This is a genomic window from Geobacillus kaustophilus (assembly GCF_000948285.1).
GTDB classification, from domain to species: Bacteria; Bacillota; Bacilli; order Bacillales; family Anoxybacillaceae; genus Geobacillus; species Geobacillus thermoleovorans_A.
The window spans coordinates 2432976-2452684 of the sequence record NZ_JYBP01000003.1 but is presented as its reverse complement, the minus strand read 5'-3'; the positions used below and the strand labels follow the sequence as shown (position 1 = coordinate 2452684).

Here is a 19709-nt window from a genome sequence, read left to right as displayed (position 1 = left end):
ATGGGGGATTGCTGTTTTTCAATGAGGCCGGGAGTGAATGCCCGGCCTTTTTAATCTAGTTGGCCGGGTGGGAGCCATTTCCATAAAGTCAGCGGCAAAGGTGCATTCTTCCGCTTGACGAAGGAAACAGCAGTTCAGTACACTGAAAGAAGTTTGAAAGAAAAGGTGATGAACGTGCGGATCGAAATTCAAGGACTGCCGCATCCGGAACGGTTTCAGCGCCCGCTCGAAGTGATGACCGAGCTGTTCTTCGAAGCGCCGAAGCTGTCGTTGGCGCCGCTTTCCGAGGCCGATATGGCCGCTATGTTTTCCGTCAAGGAAGACGGGTGCATCGCTGTTTCTGGGACGCTTCTCGACAAGACGTCCGGGCGCGTTGAGGAAGCGAGTCATGAACGAAGCGCGCCGGCGGGCTCTGACGGGAAAACGTACGAAAAACAGCTGAAAAACGCCGTTTTGCATGTCTATTTGACGTTGCTTGAGCGTTCTACCGGCCTCATTCAGCCGTGGGGCGTGCTGACCGGCGTTCGTCCGGTCAAGCTGCTTCATCAGCTTTTGCGCTCAGGCCTTTCGAAAGAAGAGGCACGCCAGAAGCTGGCTGAAGAGTATTTAGTGACAAGCGAAAAAATCGAATTAATGCAAGCGATCGTGGATCGTCAGCTCACGGTCGTTCCGGATTTATACGATTTGGCCCACGAAGTGAGCATTTATATCGGCATTCCATTTTGCCCAACGAAATGCGCTTATTGCACATTTCCGGCGTACGCCATCAACGGCCGCCAAGGGTCGGTCGACGCCTTTTTGGCCGGCCTTCATTACGAAATGGAGGCGGTCGGCCGCTTTTTGCGCGAGCGCGGCATCCGCATCACAACGATTTACTACGGCGGCGGGACGCCGACGAGCATTACGGCCGACGAGATGGACCGGCTGTACGCTCATATGTATGACGTATTTCCAGATGTCGACCGCGTCCGCGAGATCACGGTCGAAGCTGGGCGTCCGGATACGATTACACCGGAGAAGCTCGAAGTGTTGAAAAAGTGGCGGATCGACCGGATCAGCATCAATCCGCAGTCCTACATTCAGGAGACATTAAAAACGATCGGGCGCCATCATACGGTTGAAGAGACGATCAACAAGTTTCATTTAGCAAGGCAAATGGGTATGAACAACATTAATATGGATTTAATCATCGGGCTGCCCGGCGAGGGTCTGGCGGAATTTACGCATACGCTCGCCGAGACGGAGCGGCTCATGCCGGAATCGCTCACTATCCACACGCTGTCATTTAAACGGGCGTCGGAAATGACAAAGAATAAACAAAAATACAAAGTCGCCAGCCGCGAGGAAGTGCAGGCGATGATGAAAGCGGCCCAAGAATGGACGACACAACACGGCTATGTGCCGTATTACTTGTACCGGCAGAAAAATATTCTTGGTAACCTTGAAAACGTCGGCTACGCGCTGCCGGGGAATGAGAGCATCTACAACATCATGATTATGGAAGAGCAGCAGTCGATCATCGGCCTTGGCTGCGGGGCGTCAAGCAAATTCGTCGACCCGCAAACGCGGAAAATCACCCGCCAGGCGAACCCGAAAGAGCCGAAAGTGTACAACAAGCATTTCGCCGAATATACAGAAGAGAAAATCAATATGCTAAAAGCGATCTTTGGCTAAACGGCAGCACCCCGGGGGCAACCCCGGGGTGTTTTGATTAGCGGTGAAATAAAATGAGCTTGCCGCTGGCGTTGACGCAACGGTGTGTTTTATCCAAACAGCCGCGCTCGCGCAGCTTTTGCTCGCCGATTTTTTTCGCTTCTTCATCATTGGCTGCTTCAAACGTTTCATCGAGCAATTTTTCTCCATCGCGCTCAAAAGCGGTCAACGTATATGTCGGCATGCAGCCCCCTCCTTTCGCTGAATCTCCATTCATTTCTCTTTCATTAGCGGTTCGGCCGGAAAATTCCTGCTTCTGTCTGAAACTTTTTTTGAGACTGCACGTTTTAATAATGTGGGTGGAAAATTTGGTTTGCGTTGGGGGAATGTGGATGAGTTTAGAGATCATTGAGGTGACGAAACGGTTTGGTCAGACGACGGCCGTCGACCATTTGACGTTGATGGTTCCAGAAGGGGAGATGTTCGGATTGCTTGGGGCGAACGGAGCGGGAAAAACGACGACCTTTCGCATGATTTTAGGACTTCTGCTCCCGACGGAAGGGGTGATCCGTTGGCAAGGCGAACCGATTGATGACTCGAAAAGCCATCTGATCGGCTATTTGCCGGAAGAGCGCGGGTTGTACCCGAAGCTGAAAGTGCAAGAGCAGCTTCTGTATTTAGGGCGGTTGCGCGGAATGAAAAAGACGGATCTTCTTCCGGAAATCGACCGCTGGCTCGAGCGCTTCCATATCCGCGATTACGCCAATAAGCGGGTGGAGGAGCTGTCGAAGGGCAATCAGCAAAAAATCCAGTTTATCGCTGCTGTGCTTCATCGGCCGAAGCTATTAATCTTAGATGAGCCGTTCAGCGGCCTTGATCCGGTGAACGTTGAACTGTTGAAAGAAGCGGTGCTTGATTTAAAACGGAACGGCACGACCATTGTCTTTTCAAGCCATCGAATGGAGCATGTCGAAGAGTTATGCGAACGCATTTGCATTTTGCGCCGCGGCCGCGCGGTGGTGGCTGGAGCGCTGCGTGAACTGAAACGTTCGTTTGGCAAACAAATACTTGTTATTCAAGGGGACGGGCCGTTTGAAGAATTGGCGCGGTTTCCTGGCGTTTTGCAGTGGAAGCGGACGGCGGAAGGGGTGCGGCTGCAAATCGCCAATGAGGAGACAGCACAAGCGATACTCGGCCATATAGCAGGAAAAGTCGCGGTTCGTCTGTTTGCCTTGGAAGAACCGTCTCTGAATGATATCTTTATTGAAAAAGTAGGTGCGGCGTATGAATAAGTTTTTCCTTGTGGTGGGGCATACGTATGGAACGAAGCTGAGGGCGAAAGCATTTCTTGTGACAACCGCCATCACTTGCCTGTTGATCATCGGGGTGGCCAACATTCAGCCGATCATCGAGTTTTTCACCGGTGATGAAAAGACTCATGTCGCGGTCATTGACCGCACGGGATCGTTGTACGGTCCGCTTGAGAAGCAGGCAAACCGTGACCAAATCGCGTTGACGAAAATTACTGATATGGAAAACGAAGCGAAAGAAGCAGTCAAAGAAGGCAAATGGGACGGATTGCTCGTATTGTCTATGGATGCGGAAGGATTGCCGGAAGCGGTGTATTATGCCAATACGATTGTGGACAATCAGACGCCTGCAGAACTGGAACGAGTGCTAAGCCAGCTGAAAACAGCGCTTTCAGCCGCTAAGCTCGGCCTGACGGATGAACAAATGACTGAGCTTTACAAACCGGTTCCGTTCCAAAAGGTGGCATTGGAAAAAAACGCGAAGACGGAAGAGGAGTTGAACCAAGCACGCGCACTTGTTTATGTCCTTCTTTTCGCGATGTATATGTTTGTTTTGATGTATGGAGGAATGATCGCGACGGAGGTGGCGACGGAAAAATCGTCGCGCGTGATGGAAATTTTAGTGTCAAGCGTCCCACCGGTACAACAGCTGTTTGGCAAAATCATCGGCGTTGCTCTTGTCAGCTTGACGCAATTTTTCGTTTTTTTCGCCGTCGCTTTCGCCGCGTTAAAAACGAGCGGGCAGGAAGTGTGGCGTTTTCTCGGATTTGACCACCTGCCGGCATCAATATTTGTGTACGCACTCGTTTTTTTCTTGCTCGGTTACCTCTTGTATGCGGTGCTATTTGCTGTGCTCGGTTCGCTCGTCAGCCGGGTTGAAGATGTGCAGCCCGCGATTACGCCGGTCATGTTGTTGGTTGTCGCTGCGTTTATGATCGCGATGTTTGGCTTGAATGCGCCAGAGTCGGCGTTCGTGACCGGCGCCTCGTTTGTTCCCTTTTTCGCTCCGATGCTCATGTTTTTGCGCATCGGCCTCGTTTCCGTGCCTGGGTGGGAAGTGGCGCTTTGCCTTGTGCTTTTAGCGGCGACGATTGCCTTGCTGATCTATTTTGGCGCCAAAGTGTATCGAGGCGGCGTGCTGATGTATGGGCGAATGAACATTTTCAAGGATATAAAACGGGCCATTCAGTTAACAAAAAAATAAACAACGTGACGGGACGTTTGAGCCAATATTTCCTTGCCGTTTCGGCAAGGCTTTCTTTTTGCCCTCTAACCGTTATGATATACTAGAAAGTACGTACAGAGAAACGGAGGAGAACGAAGTGGCGAAAGGCATCATCCATTATGAGGTTGGGGAACAAGTTGATCTCTTTTTGCTCATCAAATCAGCAACGAAAGGCATCGCCAGCAACGGCAAGCCGTTCTTAACTTTGATTTTGCAAGATAAAAGCGGCGACATTGAAGCCAAACTGTGGGATGTCTCGCCGGATGACGAAGAGCGGTATGTGCCGGAGTGCATCGTCAAAGTGGCGGGAGACATCCATAACTACCGCGGCAAATTGCAGCTGCGCATCCGTTCGATCCGTCCCGCTCATCCGGGCGATGCCGTGCGCATCGATGACTTTTTGGAGAAGGCTCCGCTCGGCCGCGAGGAAATGAAGGCGACAGTCATGGAATACATATTTGCGATGGAAAACCCGAATATTCAGCGCATTACCCGCTATTTGTTGAAAAAATACGAAAAGGCGTTTTTTGAGTATCCGGCGGCAACGAAAAACCATCATGAATTCATCTCCGGACTGGCGTACCACGTCGTGTCGATGCTCGAGCTCGCCAAGGCGCTCATCCATCTCTATCCGTCGCTCAATAAAGATTTGCTTTATGCCGGCGTCATTTTGCATGACCTTGGCAAAGTGATGGAATTATCCGGTCCGGTATCGGCGGCGTATACGCTTGAAGGAAATTTGCTCGGACACATTTCGATCATGGTGAGCGAGATCAGCAAGGCGGCGGAACAGCTCGGCATTCAAGGTGAAGAAGTTGTCATTTTGCAGCATCTTGTGCTTGCGCATCATGGCAAGGCGGAATGGGGCAGCCCGAAGCCGCCGCTTGTCAAAGAAGCCGAGGTGCTTCATTACATTGACAATTTGGATGCGAAAATTGCGATGATCGACCGCGCGCTTGAGAAAGTGAAACCAGGTGAATTCACCGAACGCGTCTTTGCCCTTGACAACCGTTCGTTTTACAAACCGGCGTTTTTGTCTGTTTCAAAGCCAAAAAACGCGGGTAATAAAGAGTAGGGGCGGATCAAGGGAGGGATGGATCATGATCGAACCGATCATTGAAATCGTCTCGACGGCTCAGTATGAACAGGCGAAAGAAGAGTTGAACGAGCTGCGCCGACAGTGGAAGAAAGCGAAGAAGAAAACAAAGAAGAAGCGAAACGAAGCATAAGCGTTGTCCCTAAGAAAGAGGCGGCTTTCCCGCCTCTTTCTCCATGCATACTGCCCCCTTGTTGCGCGTATAGTGTACTAAGACAAGACAAGCATACAAGGGGGAATGGCGATGCTCAGTTTGCCTTGGTGGGTGTATTTGGTTGTTGCCGGCATTATTTTCAGCGGCTATATGACCGTAAAAACGGCGGCGCGCGAGCGGGAAATCGACGAAGCATTCATTGAGAAAGAAGGGGAGATTTACATGGAGCGCATCCGCCAGGAGCGAGAGCGGCGGAAACAAGCGAAGTCCTTGCAATAGCAGGGGCTTTCTTTTTTGGAAAATTTCATCTGAAAACGCTTTTTTCGAAAAATTCCCTTTCTTTTTTTGCGAATCGTGTTAGGATAATAATATCGATGGACTACCAGGAGGCAAAGTGAGGGATGATGGATGAAACGCGCGTACAACTTCAACGCCGGCCCGTCAGCGCTGCCGCTTCCGGTGCTTGAGCGGGCGCAAAAAGAGCTGCTTAATTTTCAAAACACCGGCATGTCGGTGATGGAATTAAGCCACCGAAGCAAGGAATACGAGGCTGTCCATAATGCGGCGAAAGAGCGGCTCAAGCGGCTTCTTGGCGTGCCGGACGGATATGACATTTTATTTTTGCAAGGCGGGGCGAGCTTGCAGTTTTCGATGGTGCCGATGAACCTCCTTGCGGAAGGGAAAATCGGCTGTTATGTGCTGACGGGGGCGTGGTCGGAAAAAGCGCTGAAGGAAGCGCAAAAAATCGGTTTGACAACGGTCGTCGCTTCAAGCAAAGAAGCGAACTACACATACATTCCGTCGCTTGACGACGTCCAATGGCCGAAAAACGCCGCCTACGTCCATATTACGTCAAACAACACGATCTTCGGCACCCAATGGCAGGCGTTCCCAAACACGCCGGTTGATTTGGTCGCGGATATGTCAAGCGATATTTTAAGCCGTCCGTTCGATGTCAACCGATTTGCCCTCATTTACGCCGGCGCGCAGAAAAATCTCGGCCCGTCAGGAGTCACGGTTGTCATTCTCCGCAATGATTTGCTTGAACGCATTCCGGATGGGCTGCCGACGATGCTTGATTACCGGACGCATCAAAAGAACAATTCGCTGTACAACACGCCGCCGACGTTTGCGATTTACATGCTGTCGCTCGTGCTCGAATGGGTCGAAGAGCAAGGCGGTGTGGCGGCGATGGAAGAGCGCAACCGGCAAAAGGCGGCCGTGCTGTATGAAGCGATCGATGAAAGCGGCGGCTTTTACAAACCGCACGCCGAAAAGGGGAGCCGTTCGCTCATGAATGTCACCTTTACGCTTCCAAATGAGGAGCTGACGAAGACGTTCCTCGCCGAGGCGAAAGAACGCGGGTTTGTCGGACTCGGCGGGCACCGATCGGTCGGCGGCTGCCGGGCGTCGATTTACAATGCGGTGCCGCTTGAGGCGTGCGAAGCGCTCGCGTCGTTTATGAACGAGTTCCGCCGCCGTTTTGCCTGAAAATTTTTTCTTCACTTTTACACTGCAAAGTGATATAATGATAAAAAATTCTCGAGCAAAAGATTACAGACGAGGGGAGATGAGGAGAGATGAGCGTGAATGTAAGAGCATTAGTATCGATGGCGCTGTTAGTCGGAATCGGAGCCGTGTTGCACGCGGTCATTCCGGGGTTGTTTTTCGGAATGAAGCCGGATATGATGCTGGCGATGATGTTTTTGACGATTTTGCTTTTTCCAAACGTCAAAGCGGTGGGCCTTGTCGGCGTCGTCACTGGCTTGATCTCAGCCATGACCACGACGTTCCCGGGCGGACAGCTGCCGAATATGATCGATAAGATCATCACCGCCTTTGTCGTGTTTGCCCTAGCGACTTTGATGAAAGCATACAGCCAAACGGTCATTGGGGCTTCAGTGCTGGCGGCAGTCGGCACGGTCATTTCCGGCGGGGTGTTTTTGGCTGCGGCGCTCTTGCTTATCGGGTTGCCGGGCGGAGCGACGTTTTCGGCGCTGTTTGTCACCATCGTACTGCCGACAGCGGCGTTGAACGCAGTGGCGATGGCCATCATCTATCCGATCGCATCGTCGATTTTTCGACGGATGAACGTGACAGCGCACGTGTAGACGGCGAAAAACCCGATCATTGCTGGTCGGGTTTTTTGCTATCAAAAGAGAGAGGATAAGGAGAAAAATGACTACAATTCCATTTATTTCTGATATAAGACATAGCTGAGAAGCCAAGCAGTAAGCAAGCAAATGAACGCTATTCCAATATAGCGCAAAGTCTGTTCTTTCAGCAATGCTTTCGGCGGGTACGCCCGCGCTTTCCATAAGGCAAAAAATGCGTTTATAAAAAGACAGAAAAATAAGAATCCGACAGCGATAAGCAGCCATTGTATATACACCATGGCATTCTCCTCCTGTATGCGCCAAGCGCCTTATGCTTACTACTATGAATATGCAAAAAAAATCATAAAAATAAATACTTTTGTCTTTATTCCTTTTTGTTTTATTGATATAATGGAGAGTAAAAAATACGGTGAGGGAAGAGTGGGTGGAACGATGAAAGCGACAGAACAGCATTATTCCATCAAAGAGGCGATGTTATTCAGCCAACGAATTGCCCAGTTGAGCAAAGCGCTATGGAAATCGATTGAAAAAGATTGGCAGCGGTGGATCAAGCCGTTTGACTTGAACATTAACGAACATCACATTTTATGGATCGCCTATCACTTCAAGGGAGCCTCGATTTCGGAAATCGCCAAGTTCGGTGTGATGCATGTGTCGACGGCGTTCAACTTCTCGAAGAAATTGGAAGAAAAAGGGTTGCTTTCGTTTTCCAAAAAACAGGATGACAAGCGCAATACGTACATTGAGTTGACGGAAAAAGGCGAAGAAGTGTTGATGAAGCTGATGGAGACGTATGACCCGACGAAAAATGCCGTTTTCAATGGGGCGTTGCCGTTGCGCGAGTTGTACGGTAAGTTTCCAGAAATTTTAGAAATGATGTGCATCGTCCGCAACATTTATGGCGATGATTTTATGGAAATTTTTGAGCGGGCGTTTGAAAACATTAAAGAAGATTTTATCGAGCAGGACGGCAAACTTGTCAAGCGAAAGCCGAAAACGGAAGAGCACGAGAAAGAATTGGCCAGCCAGGCTAACTGATGGTGCGAATGAGCGTTTTCAGCTCGGTCATGAGCGGGACAAACATTTGTTGGGCCAAAAGAGCGTCAACTGTCTGTTCCAGCGGAAGGTTTGGATGAAGCATCCCAGCAAACTGCACGAGCAGGGGAGTGAAAATCGTCAACCCTTCCGCTTTTTGCTGTTCGTATTGGTCGGCAAGCTCTTGGCAAAACGTCAAGAAGGCGTCGACTTCTTCTTTGGTCAAATCCGCGCGGATGATGAGGGAATAAAATGGTTTTTTCGTTTCGTCGATCATTTCCATCAGCAGAGACTGGTGAAATTCCAGCTTGGCCACTCGCTTTTCCAACGATTCCATATATCGTGCTCCTTTTAGTGACGAAAATGTGACCGTTTTTACGTATATTTTACCGAATTTGTGCGCATTCACCAATAGAAAAATCGGTTTGTGTCCGGAAAAAGAAAAATGATTGATTTCCAGCCATGAACGATGTAAAGTTAAAGCCATGGGCGGCGTTTGGCGAAGATCAAAGAGGAGGGGAACAGTTTTGGTGCTTTATTTCATCCTCCTGGCGGTTACAGTCTTATTTTTTATCAACCAGCTTACACACTCGCTTTGCGCGCAGCGTGGCATCCCGGAGGAGCAGCAGCCGGCGGTTTTTCGCACGATCAATGTCCTTATTACGATTTTATTAATCTCTTCTTACTTTGAAGTGTTGTTTGCATGACTTTTCCCTGCTTTGACGGTTGATGCGGGGATTGTTATGTTTTCCTTTTGATGGAGCCAGTTCCATTGTCGTTGCCTCCCCCTTCGTTTCAAGGAAGGCGGCAAAAAAGGGTGCTCCTTTTGCGGGAGCACCCTCTTTCGTTTAGTAGATGACGCAGGCGCAGCCGACAATGATTAGCAAAATAAACAGCACAACAATCAACGCAAAGCCTCCGGAGTAAGGTGCGCTCATTGTAACACCCCCTTTCGGCAAGAAGAAGCCTGTCGAGCGCTTCATCCTCATCATATGTATGGCAAGCGTGCATGCTATGGGCGGATGACTAAAGCGGAAAGAGGTTTTTTTTTCGTTGGAAATATGGTATAGTTATTGTCGTGGCTGAAGAGGCGAGCATGTTGTTTCTTGGGCGCCATTCGATCTGCGCCGCTTGAAAGCGTGGGAACATTCAATCGAAAAAAGATGTAGGAGTTGTGAAGCGAATGAAAAAATGGATGATGGCCGCTGCCGTCGTTTCGCTCATGGCTTTGTCGGCCTGCAGTAACGGCGGTTCCGAAGCGATTGTGGAAACGAAAAACGGCAATATTACGAAAGACGAATTTTATAATGAGATGAAAGAGCGCGTCGGCAAATCCGTCCTTCGTGATTTGATTGACGAAAAAGTGTTGAGCAAAAAATACAAGGTAACCGATGAAGAGATCGACCGCGAAATCGAACGAATCAAGGAAGCGTATGGAACGCAATATGATTTGGCCGTGCAGCAGAACGGAGAAAAAGTGATCCGCGAAATGGTTAAGCTCGATTTGCTGCGGACGAAAGCAGCCGTTGAAGACATAAAAGTGACGGAGAAAGAGCTGAAGGAGTATTACGACAACTACAAGCCGAAAATTCGTGCCAGCCATATTTTGGTGAAAGATGAAAAAACAGCAAAAGAAGTAAAGGAGAAGCTTGATAAAGGCGAGGATTTCGCGAAGCTAGCCAAAGAATACTCCCAAGATCCGGGCTCGGCGTCCAACGGCGGCGATTTAGGCTGGTTTGGCCCAGGGAAAATGGTCAAGGAGTTTGAAGAAGCCGCCTATAAGCTAAAAGTCGGCGAAGTGAGCGATCCGGTGAAAACGGATTACGGCTACCATATCATTAAAGTGACGGACAAAGAAAAGAAAAAGTCGTTCAACGAAATGAAAGATGAAATTGCGTTTGAAGTCAAGCGGAACAAGCTTGATCCTGCGACGATGCAGTCAAAAGTGGACAAACTGGTGAAAGAGGCCGGTGTTGAGATCAAAGACAAAGATTTGCAAGATGTGATCGACAAGCAAGGAAAACAGTAAAAAACGGAAGCGGAACATCCCTGCTTCCGTTTTTTTTTATTTGTGGGCTTGATCTTTCTGCTGTTCAACAACAGGAGATCAGCCGAGCTGTTCGCGAATGGCAGCCGCGATCGCCTGCAGGTCAGCGGGCGTATAGTCGCTTGCATGCGACTTCCAGACCGCGCCAAACCCATCCCCTTTGCCGTAGCGTGGAATGAGATGAAGATGGTAATGGAACACCGTCTGCCCGGCTTGCTCGCCATTGTTGTTCAATAAGTTGAGCCCGACCGGGGAAAGTGCTCGCTTGAGTGCATTGGCAATCGTCGGCACTGCGCGAAACAGTTGGCCGGCCGCCTCCGACGTGAGGGTGAAAATGTTTTCCGTATGTACTTTCGGGATGATGAGCGTATGCCCTTTTGTCACTTGGCTGATGTCCAAAAACGCGAGCACATGGTCGTCTTCGTATACTTTCGCCGCGGGCAATTCGCCGTTAATGATTTTGCAAAAAATGCAATCGCTCACTCTGGTCACCCTTTCCTTCCTCTTTTCTTCATTTTACCATAAAAAAAACGGGATGTAATCCCGCAACGCAGGCTACATCCCGGTTGGTGAAAAGGGGAGAGGATGATTCAAGCAAATGTGCGTTTGATGAACACCCCATTTGCAGCAAAAGTTGGTTCGGCGTGAGCGCTTCCTTTGTTCAACGTGACCATCCCCTTTGGACGGGCTCGTTGCTTCCCAGCAACGAAAGCGATGGTCGCTTCCTAGGAACGTTTACAACGTTTTGCGGCTCACAACGGTGTCTTTGACGAACACCCCATTTCGGATGGATCGTTCATCAATGTTTTGATTCCTCATCCCCTCTTCGCTATTTATCATGCCCGGCTTGAGTGGATTTATGCAAAAGAACGGTGTGATCTTTTTTTGGTAGGAGAGGCGATTGTTTGGTACAATGGGGATAAAGGCCTGAACGGAAAGGGAGCGGACGATGACGCTTTTGCAGGTGAAGGATCTATCCGGAGGCTACACGGCGCAAAACGTGCTTGAAGACGTGACGTTTGCGGTCGACCGCGGCGAAATGGTCGCCTTGATCGGCCTAAATGGAGCGGGCAAAAGCACGACGATCAAACATATTATCGGGCTGATGGAACCGCGCCGCGGCGCGATTTCCATCAACGGCCATCGGCTTGCGGACGGGCCGGAAACGTATCGGAGGCAGTTTGCTTTTATTCCGGAAACGCCGGTGTTGTATGAAGAATTGACGCTCGAGGAACATTTGCGGCTAGCGGCGATGGCGTACGGGTTGAGCCAAGAGGAGTATGAACGCCGCCTTCCGCCGCTGCTTCGCGAATTTCGGTTGGAGCAGCGGCTTTCCTCGTTTCCGTCTTATTTTTCCAAAGGAATGAAGCAAAAAGTGATGATTGTATGCGCCTTTTTGCTTGAACCGCCGCTTTATATCATCGATGAGCCGTTTCTCGGCCTCGATCCGCTTGCGATTCATGCCTTGCTTGAGCGAATGAACGAACAGAAAGCGAAGGGGGCGGGCATTTTGTTGTCGACGCATATTTTGGCGACGGCGGAGCGGTATTGCGATTCATTCGTTATTTTGCACAACGGCCGCGTCAGAGCAAAAGGAACGCTCGATGACATTCGCCGCCAGTTCGGGCTGCCCAATGCAACGCTTGATGAACTGTATATTGAACTGACAAAGGACGATGCGTCATGATCGATGCCCGCCGTCTTTGGCAGCAGCGCTTCCGCTTGGAGTGGCAAAAGCGGATCCGCTACTTGCGCTATATGTTCAACGACCATTTGCTCGTCGGTTTGATCATTGTGCTTGGCGGTATAGCGGTGATGTACGAGCGTTGGGCGTCGTCGCTTCCCGACTCGTTTCCGTATCCGGCGATTGCGGCGGTCGTGTTCGGCTGGGCGGCGGCCGCCGGGTCGGTGCGCACCTTGTTTCGCGAGGCGGATACGGTGTTTTTATTGCCGGGGGAAGAGCAGTTGCGGCCGTATATTCAGCGGGCGTTTTTCGTCTCATGGTTATGGCAGGCGTATGGCCTTTCTTTGCTTTTGCTGTTGGCTGGACCGCTTCATGCTCGATTTTCTCCGGTGCCATGGCCGCTTTTTTTGCTTGGTCTTTTCTGCTTCAAAGGATGGAGCTTATGGGCTGTTTGCAAAGGAAGCTATATCGCTGAGCCGTCGTTTCACCGCTTTAGCGCATTCGCTCGCTTCAGCTTAGCGGCGGTGTTTGTGTATTTGGTGCTGGCGGGAGCCTCATGGCCGTTTTTTGTCGTTGTCGTCGGGCTGGTGGCGGTTCTTTCCACCTATTTGTCACGGCTGGTGAGAGGGAAAACATGGAAATGGGAACGGATCATCGCCGAAGAACAGCGGGCGGCAAGGGCGTTTTACCGTCTGGCCAACTTGTTTACCGACGTTCCGGAATGGCGGGAGACGGCGAAGCGGCGGCGCTGGCTTGATTCGCTGCTCGCTTTGATTCCGTACGGCAAGCGGCATGTGTTTTTTCATTTGTATGCCCGTACGTTTTTGCGCGCCGGCGGGTATGCTGGTCTGTATGTCCGTCTCACTGCGATCGGAGGCGTCATGTTGGCTGTGATCGATCACCAATACGGGCGGGCGGTCATCATATTTTTGTTTCTTTACGCGACCGCTGTTCAATTGGCCGCGTTGCCTTCCCATCATCGCTATTCGCTATGGCCGCGGCTGTACCCGTTGCCGCAGGCGCAGCAGGAAGCGGCGGCGGTTCGGTTGCTTTCCATTCTGTTGATTGGGCAAAATACGGTATTCCATCTCGTACTGTTGGCTGTTTCCCCGCGCCTTCTTTGGCTCGCCACTTGGCTTGGCGGAAACATATGGAGTCTTTGGGCGGCGGGGCGGTACGTGCGCCCGCGGCGCGGGCGGAAAGCCGGACGCTAGCGCTGTTTACGCTGGCGCCGGCGTTTTTCATTTTCAATGGATGGCCGAAGCTTTCACACCTTTTTTTCCGCTTCATATGCTGTAGTACACCGGCCTGGGCGCATGTCCAGCGGGTCAGGCTGGAAGTCGGGAAGAAAGGGGAATGATTCATGAGTGTAGAGCTTGTAGCGCTGCACTGGATTTACTTGCTGTTCATCGTGCTCATTATTGGGTTTATGGTCGCCCGCAAAGATACATCGCTCATTTGCATTGCCGGCATCTTTTTATTGGCGGCGGCCGCTACCCATTCGTTGAGCGCGGCGGTCAGCGGAGTGTTTAACAGCTTTATTTATGCCATTACGGAGCTGTTGCCGACGATTTTAGTCATCTCGGTTATTGTGGCGATGAGCAAAGTGTTGTCGGCCACCGGCATCAATGATGTCATGGTTTCGCCGTTTGTCCGTTTCATCCGTACGCCGGCTTGGGCGTATTGGACGATCGGAATTTTGATGATGATCATTTCTTGGTTTTTCTGGCCGTCCCCGGCTGTTGCTCTTATGGGGGCGGTTTTGTTGCCGGCGGCGGTCCGCGTCGGTCTGCCGGCGTTGGGAGTGGCGATGGCGATGAACTTGTTCGGGCATGGCATCGCGCTTTCCGGCGATTTTATCATCCAAGGGGCGCCGAAATTAACGGCCGATGCCGCCGGGCTGCCGGTTAGCGATGTCATCGCTGCCAGTGTGCCGCTTGTTTTTGTCATGGGGGCCGTCACAACGGTCACCGCGTTTTACTTGCTGCGCCGTGACATGAAGCGAGGGCGACTGGCAAGCGGGGAGGCGGAAATGGCTGCTACGGTCGATTCGGCGCTGGAAAAAACAAGCCATTTACTGACGGGACAAACGAAAAAATGGCTCGCGCTGTTGATTCCGATTTTGTTCACCTTTGATGTCATCGCGATGTTTTATTTGCGGTTGCAAGGCGGGGAAGCGACTGCCTTGGTCGGTGGGACGGCGATTTTCATTTTGATTCTCATCTCCGTTCTCGCCCATCGGCAAGAAAGTTTTGCAGAAGTGACAAATTACTTTATTGAAGGGTTTCAGTTCGGGTTTAAAGTGTTCGGCCCTGTGATTCCGATCGCCGCGTTTTTCTATCTCGGCGATGCGGGGTTTGTGAAAATCATCGGCGACTATTTGCCGCAGGCGTCGCAAGGCATCGTCAACGATTTAGGGGTTGCCTTGGCCCATGCAGTGCCGCTGAACAATGAGGTGGGGGCGGTTACGCTCACGATCGTCGGGGCGATTACTGGTCTTGACGGCTCCGGGTTTTCCGGCATCTCGCTCGCCGGTTCGATCGCTCATTTGTTTGCTGTAGCGATCGGGGGCGGGGCGGCAACGTTGACGGCGCTCGGCCAAATTGCCGCCATTTGGGTCGGCGGCGGCACGCTCGTTCCGTGGGCGCTCATTCCAGCGGCGGCCATCTGCGGCGTCGATCCGTTCGAGTTGGCGCGCCGCAACCTCATTCCTGTTGTCATCGGGCTTTTGGTCACGACCGTTGTCGCCATGTTTCTCATTTGAACCGAACGCTGTCCCGTGCAGGCGGGGCAGCTTTTTTGCTATAATGGGCATGGACTTGAAAATCGGTCGATTTTTTGACAGTTCGCCTTCTTCTCTATACATTGGATACGGAAAGCTGTATAGTGAAAAGGAGATAGGCGACGTTTAAAGATAAGAAAACGCGAAACCGTTGACGGGATTGTGAGGAAAGAAAGGCGGATGGAGATGGATAGACAGATCAACGATACATTTTTGCGCGCCTGCCGCGGCGAACAAACGCCGTACGTGCCGGTTTGGTATATGCGGCAAGCCGGACGATCGCAGCCGGAGTATCGGGCGCTGAAAGAAAAATATTCGCTGTTTGAAATTACGCATCAACCGGAGCTTTGCGCGTACGTCACGAGACTTCCAGTTGAGCAATATGGCGTCGATGCCGCCATTTTATATAAAGACATTATGACACCGCTGCCGGCCATTGGCGTGGACGTCGAGATTCAGGGCGGCGTCGGGCCGGTGATCGCGAATCCGATTCGCTCGCTTCAAGACGTCGAACGGCTTGGGGAGATTGATCCAGAACATGATGTGCCGTATGTGTTTGAAACGATTCGGCTCCTTGTCAATGAACAGTTGGACGTGCCGCTCATCGGGTTTGCCGGGGCGCCGTTTACGTTGGCGAGCTACATGATTGAAGGCGGTCCGTCAAAAAATTATCATAAGACGAAAGCGTTCATGTATGCTGAACCGAAAGCGTGGTTCGCCTTAATGGACAAGCTCGCTGAGATGACGATCCGTTATGTGCGGGCGCAAATTCGGGCAGGGGCAAGCGCTGTGCAAATTTTTGATTCTTGGGTTGGCGCCGTTAATGCTGACGATTACCGGACGTTTATCAAGCCGGCGATGGCGCGCATTTTTGCCGCTTTGCGGGAAGAAGGGGCTCCGCTCATTATGTTTGGCGTCGGCGCCAGTCACTTGGTGCATGAGTGGAACGGCTTGCCGCTTGATGTCATCGGCCTTGACTGGAGGCTGTCGATTCGCGAAGCGCGCCGCCAAGGCATTGCGAAAGCGATCCAAGGCAACTTGGATCCGGCGGTGCTTCTTGCGCCGTGGGACGTGATCGAAGAACGGGTGAAGCGCATTTTGGACGAAGGGATGGAACGGCCGGGCTACATCTTCAACTTAGGCCACGGCATTTTTCCGGATGTTCAGCCGGCGACACTGAAGCGTCTGACCGCTTTTATCCACGAATATACGTCAACGAACTAAACGAGGGGTGGCACAATGGTGAAAAAAACAGTGGGGTTGCTCGTGATGGCGTACGGAACGCCGTACCAGGAAGATGATATTGAACGGTATTATACGCATATTCGCCATGGGCGCAAGCCGCCGCAAGAACAAATCGAGGATTTAAAAGCGCGCTATCGGGCGATCGGCGGGTTGTCGCCGCTTGCGAAAATTACGGAAGAGCAGGCGAAACGGCTCGAGAAGCGGCTGAACGAAGTGCAAGATGAAGTCGAGTTTCGCATGTATTTAGGGCTCAAACATATTGAGCCGTTCATTGAGGATGCCGTCGAGCGCATGCATGATGACGGCATCAAAGAAGCGGTTGGGATCGTCCTAGCCCCTCATTATTCCACATTCAGCATTCGCTCGTACAATGAGCGGGCGAAAGCGGCAGCGGAAAAGCTTGGCGGACCGACCATTTACACGATTGATCAATGGTATGACGAGCCGAAGTTTTTGCAATATTGGGCAGGACAGGTGCGGGCGATTTTTGCCGCCATGCCGGAACGTGAGCGGGAGCGAGCTGTGCTGATCGTATCCGCACATAGTTTGCCGGAAAAAATTATTCAAGCCGGTGACCCGTATCCAACGCAGCTCGAAGAGACAGCGAAACGAATTGCTGATCAAGCCGGCGTCGCCCACTATGCCGTCGGCTGGCAAAGCGCCGGCCAGACGCCGGAACCATGGCTTGGGCCGGACGTGCTGGACTTGACGCGCCAGCTTTACGAAGAGCGCGGCTATACGTCGTTCGTGTACGCGCCGGTCGGTTTTGTTGCCGACCATTTGGAAGTGCTGTATGACAACGACATTGAATGCAAACAGGTGACAGAAGAGATCGGCGCCCGTTATTATCGGCCGGAGATGCCCAACACGAATCCATTGTTTATTGATGCACTGGCGTCGGTTGTGTTAAAGCGGTGGGCGGAAGAAGGCGATCGACATGAATGAAGGGCAACGGACGGTCGTCATCATCGGCGGCGGCATTACCGGCTTGACGGCTGCTTACTACTTGCAAAAGACGATTCGAGAGCAACGCCTCCCACTTGCATGCAAACTTGTCGAGGCGACGCACCGGCTCGGGGGAAAAGTGCAGACAGTCGTCCGCGACAGTTTTGTCATTGAACGCGGTCCAGACTCGTTTTTGGCGCGGAAAACGAGCGCGTTTCGCCTTGTGAAGGAAGTCGGCCTTGAACATGAGATCGTTCATAACGCGACCGGAACATCGTACATTTTGGTCAACGGCAAACTCTATCCAATTCCGGGCGGAGCGGTGATGGGCATTCCGACGCGCATCGCCCCGTTTTTAACGACCGGACTGTTTTCCCCGGCCGGCAAGCTGCGGGCGGCGCTTGACTTTGTGCTGCCGCCGGTGAAAGTCGATGGTGATATGCCGCTTGGCCGCTTCTTCCGCCGCCGCCTCGGCGATGAGGTGGTGGACAATCTCATCGAACCGCTGCTTTCCGGCATTTACGCTGGCGACATTGATGAGATGAGCCTAATGGCGACGTTTCCACAGTTTTTTCAGCTTGAGCAAAAATACGGAAGCCTTGTCCGTGGAGCGAGACGAACGACGCCGAAAGAGCAAAAAGAGCGGAAAGGGGCGTTCCAGACGTTAAAAACGGGCTTGCAGTCGCTCGTTGATGAAGTGGAAAAACGGCTTGAGCCGGGCAGCGTCATCAAAGGGGTGCGCGTCGAGCGGATCGTTCGCACCGATTCGGCGTATCGGCTGCAACTGAGCATAGGAGAGGTGTGGGGGGCAGACGCCATCATCGTGACAACGCCGCATCATGTTGTGCCCGACATGTTCGCGGACTATCCGTTTTTCGCCCCGTTCCGTTCAGTGCCGCTGACATCGGTGGCGACGGTGGCGCTCGCATTCTCGGAGAAGGCGATCCGCCAAGACATTGACGGCACCGGGTTTGTCGTTTCGCGCCGCAGCGATTACACGATGACAGCGTGTACATGGACGCATAAAAAATGGCCGCACACCGCGCCGTCTGGCAAGGCGCTCTTGCGCTGCTACGTCGGGCGCCCGGGCGATGAGGAGATCGTCGACCAACCTGATGATGAGATCGTCCGCGTCGTATTGGATGATTTAAATAAAGTGATGAATATTGCCGGTCAACCGGAGTTCGCCGTCATCTCGCGCTGGAAGCGGGCCATGCCGCAATACACGGTCGGACACTGCGAGCGGCTGGCGTACATTAAGCGGCAGATGGCTGCCGCGCTGCCGGGTGTGTTTTTGGCTGGCAGCTCATACGAAGGGCTCGGATTGCCGGATTGCATTGACCAAGGCGAAAAAGCGGCCCGCGATGTGCTTGAGTATTTGCGGCCGGCAGCGGTCGAGCGGGCATCTAATATGTATAGCAACGTCCATTAACAGACAACTTTTAAACGGTCGAACGGTTCGCCGCTTCCGTTCGATGGTAGACGCTCGCCCGCCCGTTTTTTTCTTAATGAAAATACATACGCCTTGAACGGTCATGTTCATGCCTAGGGAAAAGGACAAAAATGACTCATGGATGTTTTTGGTGAAAATGCGAGTGACGGGTTTCCGTTTTCATGCGAATGGAGCGCAAAACATGTGCCTAGATGTTTTGTGCAAAAAAGGATGGGTGGCAGTTTTACGCCTTCAGATGGCGGGAAGCGATTGGCTTCCGATGCATAAGGCCATGCTCGTTTCAACCTTTACATCGAGGCTGATTTATGATATGATTAATACGGGTTGACCAAATTATTCATTTAGTCAGTTCGAAGGATGAGGAGTATGGCAAGCGACCGCAAACGGCAAATCATCGAAGCGGCGGCCCAATCGTTTGCTGCCTTTGGCTACAAGGCGACGACGATGGAGCAGATCGCCAAGCTCGCCAACGTCGGCAAGGGGACGATCTACACGTTTTTTAAAAGCAAAGAGGAACTGCTTGATGAAATCGTCTCCGGATTGATTATGGAAATCAAGGCGGAAGCGGAGCTGGCGATGAACTCGTCGCTGCCGTTTTCCGAAAACGTTCACCGCGCCTTGTACCGCATTTTGGAATTTCGCCAGCGCCATCAGCTGACAGCGAAGCTGCTTCAAGAAGTGCGCAATATCGGTACAGCGGCGGTGCAAGAAGTGCTTGCCAAACTGGACCGGGCAATGGTCGAGTTCATTCGGCAAAAAATTGATGCGGCGGTGGAAAAAGGGGAGATTCGTCCGTGCAATTCGGAAATTACGGCGTTTTTGATGCTCAAAACGTACATCGCCTTGATCGTCGATTGGGAAAAAGATCATGAACCGTTGACAAAAGAACAAATTGCTGAATTGTTTACGCTCTATTTTTTGCAAGGATTGTCGAGGTAGATGATCCTCTTTTTTTGTTGGAAA

22 protein-coding genes are annotated in these 19709 nt (G+C 51.7%); 18 read left to right on the top strand and 4 right to left on the bottom strand.

The features are described from left to right. Window positions 1–168: 168 nt before the first annotated feature. A complete protein-coding gene (locus tag LG52_RS12590) occupies window positions 169–1674 on the top strand; it encodes a coproporphyrinogen III oxidase (protein WP_044733246.1) in 1506 nt (501 codons plus the stop codon). A 37-nt stretch (window positions 1675–1711) separates the two neighbouring features. On the opposite strand, the gene LG52_RS12585 is transcribed toward LG52_RS12590, so the two are convergent. After that, the gene (locus tag LG52_RS12585) at window positions 1712–1897 is read right to left on the bottom strand and encodes a YhzD family protein (RefSeq protein ID WP_044732205.1); all 186 of its coding nucleotides are present in this window, start codon (window positions 1895–1897) and stop codon (window positions 1712–1714) included. Between the two features lie 148 nt (window positions 1898–2045). Between LG52_RS12585 and LG52_RS12580 the strand changes: the two genes are divergently transcribed. The 8 genes from LG52_RS12580 to LG52_RS12540 all read left to right on the top strand — a co-directional run bounded on the left by LG52_RS12580 (window position 2046) and on the right by LG52_RS12540 (window position 8593). Beyond that, entirely contained in the window at window positions 2046–2945 is a 900-nt protein-coding gene (locus LG52_RS12580; RefSeq protein ID WP_044732204.1) for an ABC transporter ATP-binding protein, read from the top strand. Continuing rightward, window positions 2938–4167, top strand: a complete 1230-nt coding sequence (locus LG52_RS12575) for an ABC transporter permease (RefSeq protein WP_044732203.1) — start codon at window positions 2938–2940, stop codon at window positions 4165–4167. Before LG52_RS12580 ends, LG52_RS12575 begins: the two co-directional genes overlap by 8 nt. Window positions 4168–4285: 118 nt before the next feature. Then, a complete protein-coding gene (gene yhaM, locus LG52_RS12570) occupies window positions 4286–5263 on the top strand; it encodes a 3'-5' exoribonuclease YhaM (RefSeq protein ID WP_044732202.1) in 978 nt (325 codons plus the stop codon). 25 nt (window positions 5264–5288) lie between these two features. Then, window positions 5289–5417: a hypothetical protein gene (locus LG52_RS12565; protein ID WP_044732201.1), complete on the top strand. Its 129-nt coding sequence runs from the start codon at window positions 5289–5291 to the stop codon at window positions 5415–5417. Window positions 5418–5528: 111 nt separating this feature from the next. Then, window positions 5529–5717, top strand: coding sequence for a sporulation YhaL family protein (locus LG52_RS12560; protein WP_015374033.1), 189 nt, complete (start codon window positions 5529–5531; stop codon window positions 5715–5717). 129 nt (window positions 5718–5846) lie between these two features. After that, window positions 5847–6929, top strand: a complete 1083-nt coding sequence (gene serC, locus LG52_RS12555) for a 3-phosphoserine/phosphohydroxythreonine transaminase (RefSeq protein ID WP_044732200.1) — start codon at window positions 5847–5849, stop codon at window positions 6927–6929. A 95-nt stretch (window positions 6930–7024) separates the two neighbouring features. Then, entirely contained in the window at window positions 7025–7549 is a 525-nt protein-coding gene (locus tag LG52_RS12550; RefSeq protein WP_044733245.1) for a tryptophan transporter, read from the top strand. A gap of 438 nt (window positions 7550–7987) precedes the next feature. Next, window positions 7988–8593 carry an HTH-type transcriptional regulator Hpr gene (locus tag LG52_RS12540; RefSeq protein WP_011230156.1) on the top strand — a complete coding sequence of 202 codons (606 nt, stop codon included), beginning with the start codon at window positions 7988–7990 and terminating at the stop codon, window positions 8591–8593. On the opposite strand, the gene LG52_RS12535 is transcribed toward LG52_RS12540, so the two are convergent. Next, window positions 8586–8927 (bottom strand): YhaI family protein, encoded by a 342-nt coding sequence (locus LG52_RS12535; protein WP_044732198.1) that lies wholly within the window; start codon window positions 8925–8927, stop codon window positions 8586–8588. The genes LG52_RS12540 and LG52_RS12535 overlap by 8 nt on opposite strands. Window positions 8928–9117: 190 nt before the next feature. Here LG52_RS12535 and LG52_RS12530 point away from each other — a divergent pair, with 190 nt between their 5' ends. After that, entirely contained in the window at window positions 9118–9297 is a 180-nt protein-coding gene (locus LG52_RS12530; RefSeq protein ID WP_044732197.1) for a hypothetical protein, read from the top strand. Between the two features lie 141 nt (window positions 9298–9438). Here the strand turns inward: LG52_RS12530 and LG52_RS19180 are convergent, their stop codons facing one another. After that, window positions 9439–9528, bottom strand: coding sequence for a YjcZ family sporulation protein (locus tag LG52_RS19180; protein ID WP_021322511.1), 90 nt, complete (start codon window positions 9526–9528; stop codon window positions 9439–9441). Between the two features lie 245 nt (window positions 9529–9773). Between LG52_RS19180 and LG52_RS12525 the strand changes: the two genes are divergently transcribed. Then, window positions 9774–10619: a peptidylprolyl isomerase gene (locus LG52_RS12525; protein WP_044732196.1), complete on the top strand. Its 846-nt coding sequence runs from the start codon at window positions 9774–9776 to the stop codon at window positions 10617–10619. A gap of 78 nt (window positions 10620–10697) precedes the next feature. Here LG52_RS12525 and LG52_RS12520 read toward each other — a convergent pair whose 3' ends face one another. Further along, the gene (locus LG52_RS12520) at window positions 10698–11120 is read right to left on the bottom strand and encodes an HIT family protein (RefSeq protein ID WP_044732195.1); all 423 of its coding nucleotides are present in this window, start codon (window positions 11118–11120) and stop codon (window positions 10698–10700) included. Between the two features lie 466 nt (window positions 11121–11586). On the opposite strand from LG52_RS12520, the gene LG52_RS12515 reads away from it, so the two are divergent. The 7 genes from LG52_RS12515 to LG52_RS12485 all read left to right on the top strand — a co-directional run bounded on the left by LG52_RS12515 (window position 11587) and on the right by LG52_RS12485 (window position 19685). Further along, window positions 11587–12324, top strand: a complete 738-nt coding sequence (locus LG52_RS12515; RefSeq protein WP_044732194.1) for an ABC transporter ATP-binding protein — start codon at window positions 11587–11589, stop codon at window positions 12322–12324. Next, complete coding sequence (locus LG52_RS12510; protein ID WP_044732193.1) at window positions 12321–13535, top strand: ABC transporter permease; 1215 nt, start codon at window positions 12321–12323, stop codon at window positions 13533–13535. The genes LG52_RS12515 and LG52_RS12510 overlap by 4 nt, the downstream gene beginning before the upstream one ends. Before the next feature lie 149 nt (window positions 13536–13684). After that, entirely contained in the window at window positions 13685–15085 is a 1401-nt protein-coding gene (locus tag LG52_RS12505; RefSeq protein ID WP_044732192.1) for a hypothetical protein, read from the top strand. Between the two features lie 204 nt (window positions 15086–15289). Continuing rightward, window positions 15290–16327, top strand: a complete 1038-nt coding sequence (gene hemE / locus LG52_RS12500) for a uroporphyrinogen decarboxylase (RefSeq protein WP_044733244.1) — start codon at window positions 15290–15292, stop codon at window positions 16325–16327. Window positions 16328–16342: 15 nt separating this feature from the next. Beyond that, window positions 16343–17293, top strand: coding sequence for a ferrochelatase (hemH, locus tag LG52_RS12495; protein ID WP_044732191.1), 951 nt, complete (start codon window positions 16343–16345; stop codon window positions 17291–17293). After that, entirely contained in the window at window positions 17286–18725 is a 1440-nt protein-coding gene (hemY, locus tag LG52_RS12490; protein WP_044732190.1) for a protoporphyrinogen oxidase, read from the top strand. The genes hemH and hemY overlap by 8 nt, the downstream gene beginning before the upstream one ends. Before the next feature lie 387 nt (window positions 18726–19112). After that, window positions 19113–19685, top strand: a complete 573-nt coding sequence (locus LG52_RS12485; protein ID WP_044732189.1) for a TetR/AcrR family transcriptional regulator — start codon at window positions 19113–19115, stop codon at window positions 19683–19685. Window positions 19686–19709: the final 24 nt, after the last annotated feature.

Excerpts from the sequence above, each read along its gene's own strand:
- LG52_RS12590 (WP_044733246.1), top strand. The coding sequence starts at position 169 with ATGAACGTGCGGATCGAAATTCAAGGACTGCCGCATCCGGAACGGTTT.
- LG52_RS12585 (WP_044732205.1), bottom strand. The coding sequence starts at position 1,897 with ATGCCGACATATACGTTGACCGCTTTTGAGCGCGATGGAGAAAAATTG.
- LG52_RS12580 (WP_044732204.1), top strand. The coding sequence starts at position 2,046 with ATGAGTTTAGAGATCATTGAGGTGACGAAACGGTTTGGTCAGACGACG.
- LG52_RS12575 (WP_044732203.1), top strand. The coding sequence starts at position 2,938 with ATGAATAAGTTTTTCCTTGTGGTGGGGCATACGTATGGAACGAAGCTG.
- LG52_RS12565 (WP_044732201.1), top strand. The coding sequence starts at position 5,289 with ATGATCGAACCGATCATTGAAATCGTCTCGACGGCTCAGTATGAACAG.
- LG52_RS12560 (WP_015374033.1), top strand. The coding sequence starts at position 5,529 with ATGCTCAGTTTGCCTTGGTGGGTGTATTTGGTTGTTGCCGGCATTATT.
- serC (WP_044732200.1), top strand. The coding sequence starts at position 5,847 with ATGAAACGCGCGTACAACTTCAACGCCGGCCCGTCAGCGCTGCCGCTT.
- LG52_RS12540 (WP_011230156.1), top strand. The coding sequence starts at position 7,988 with ATGAAAGCGACAGAACAGCATTATTCCATCAAAGAGGCGATGTTATTC.
- LG52_RS12535 (WP_044732198.1), bottom strand. The coding sequence starts at position 8,927 with ATGGAATCGTTGGAAAAGCGAGTGGCCAAGCTGGAATTTCACCAGTCT.
- LG52_RS19180 (WP_021322511.1), bottom strand. The coding sequence starts at position 9,528 with ATGAGCGCACCTTACTCCGGAGGCTTTGCGTTGATTGTTGTGCTGTTT.
- LG52_RS12525 (WP_044732196.1), top strand. The coding sequence starts at position 9,774 with ATGAAAAAATGGATGATGGCCGCTGCCGTCGTTTCGCTCATGGCTTTG.
- LG52_RS12515 (WP_044732194.1), top strand. The coding sequence starts at position 11,587 with ATGACGCTTTTGCAGGTGAAGGATCTATCCGGAGGCTACACGGCGCAA.
- LG52_RS12510 (WP_044732193.1), top strand. The coding sequence starts at position 12,321 with ATGATCGATGCCCGCCGTCTTTGGCAGCAGCGCTTCCGCTTGGAGTGG.
- LG52_RS12505 (WP_044732192.1), top strand. The coding sequence starts at position 13,685 with ATGAGTGTAGAGCTTGTAGCGCTGCACTGGATTTACTTGCTGTTCATC.
- hemE (WP_044733244.1), top strand. The coding sequence starts at position 15,290 with ATGGATAGACAGATCAACGATACATTTTTGCGCGCCTGCCGCGGCGAA.
- hemH (WP_044732191.1), top strand. The coding sequence starts at position 16,343 with ATGGTGAAAAAAACAGTGGGGTTGCTCGTGATGGCGTACGGAACGCCG.
- hemY (WP_044732190.1), top strand. The coding sequence starts at position 17,286 with ATGAATGAAGGGCAACGGACGGTCGTCATCATCGGCGGCGGCATTACC.
- LG52_RS12485 (WP_044732189.1), top strand. The coding sequence starts at position 19,113 with ATGGCAAGCGACCGCAAACGGCAAATCATCGAAGCGGCGGCCCAATCG.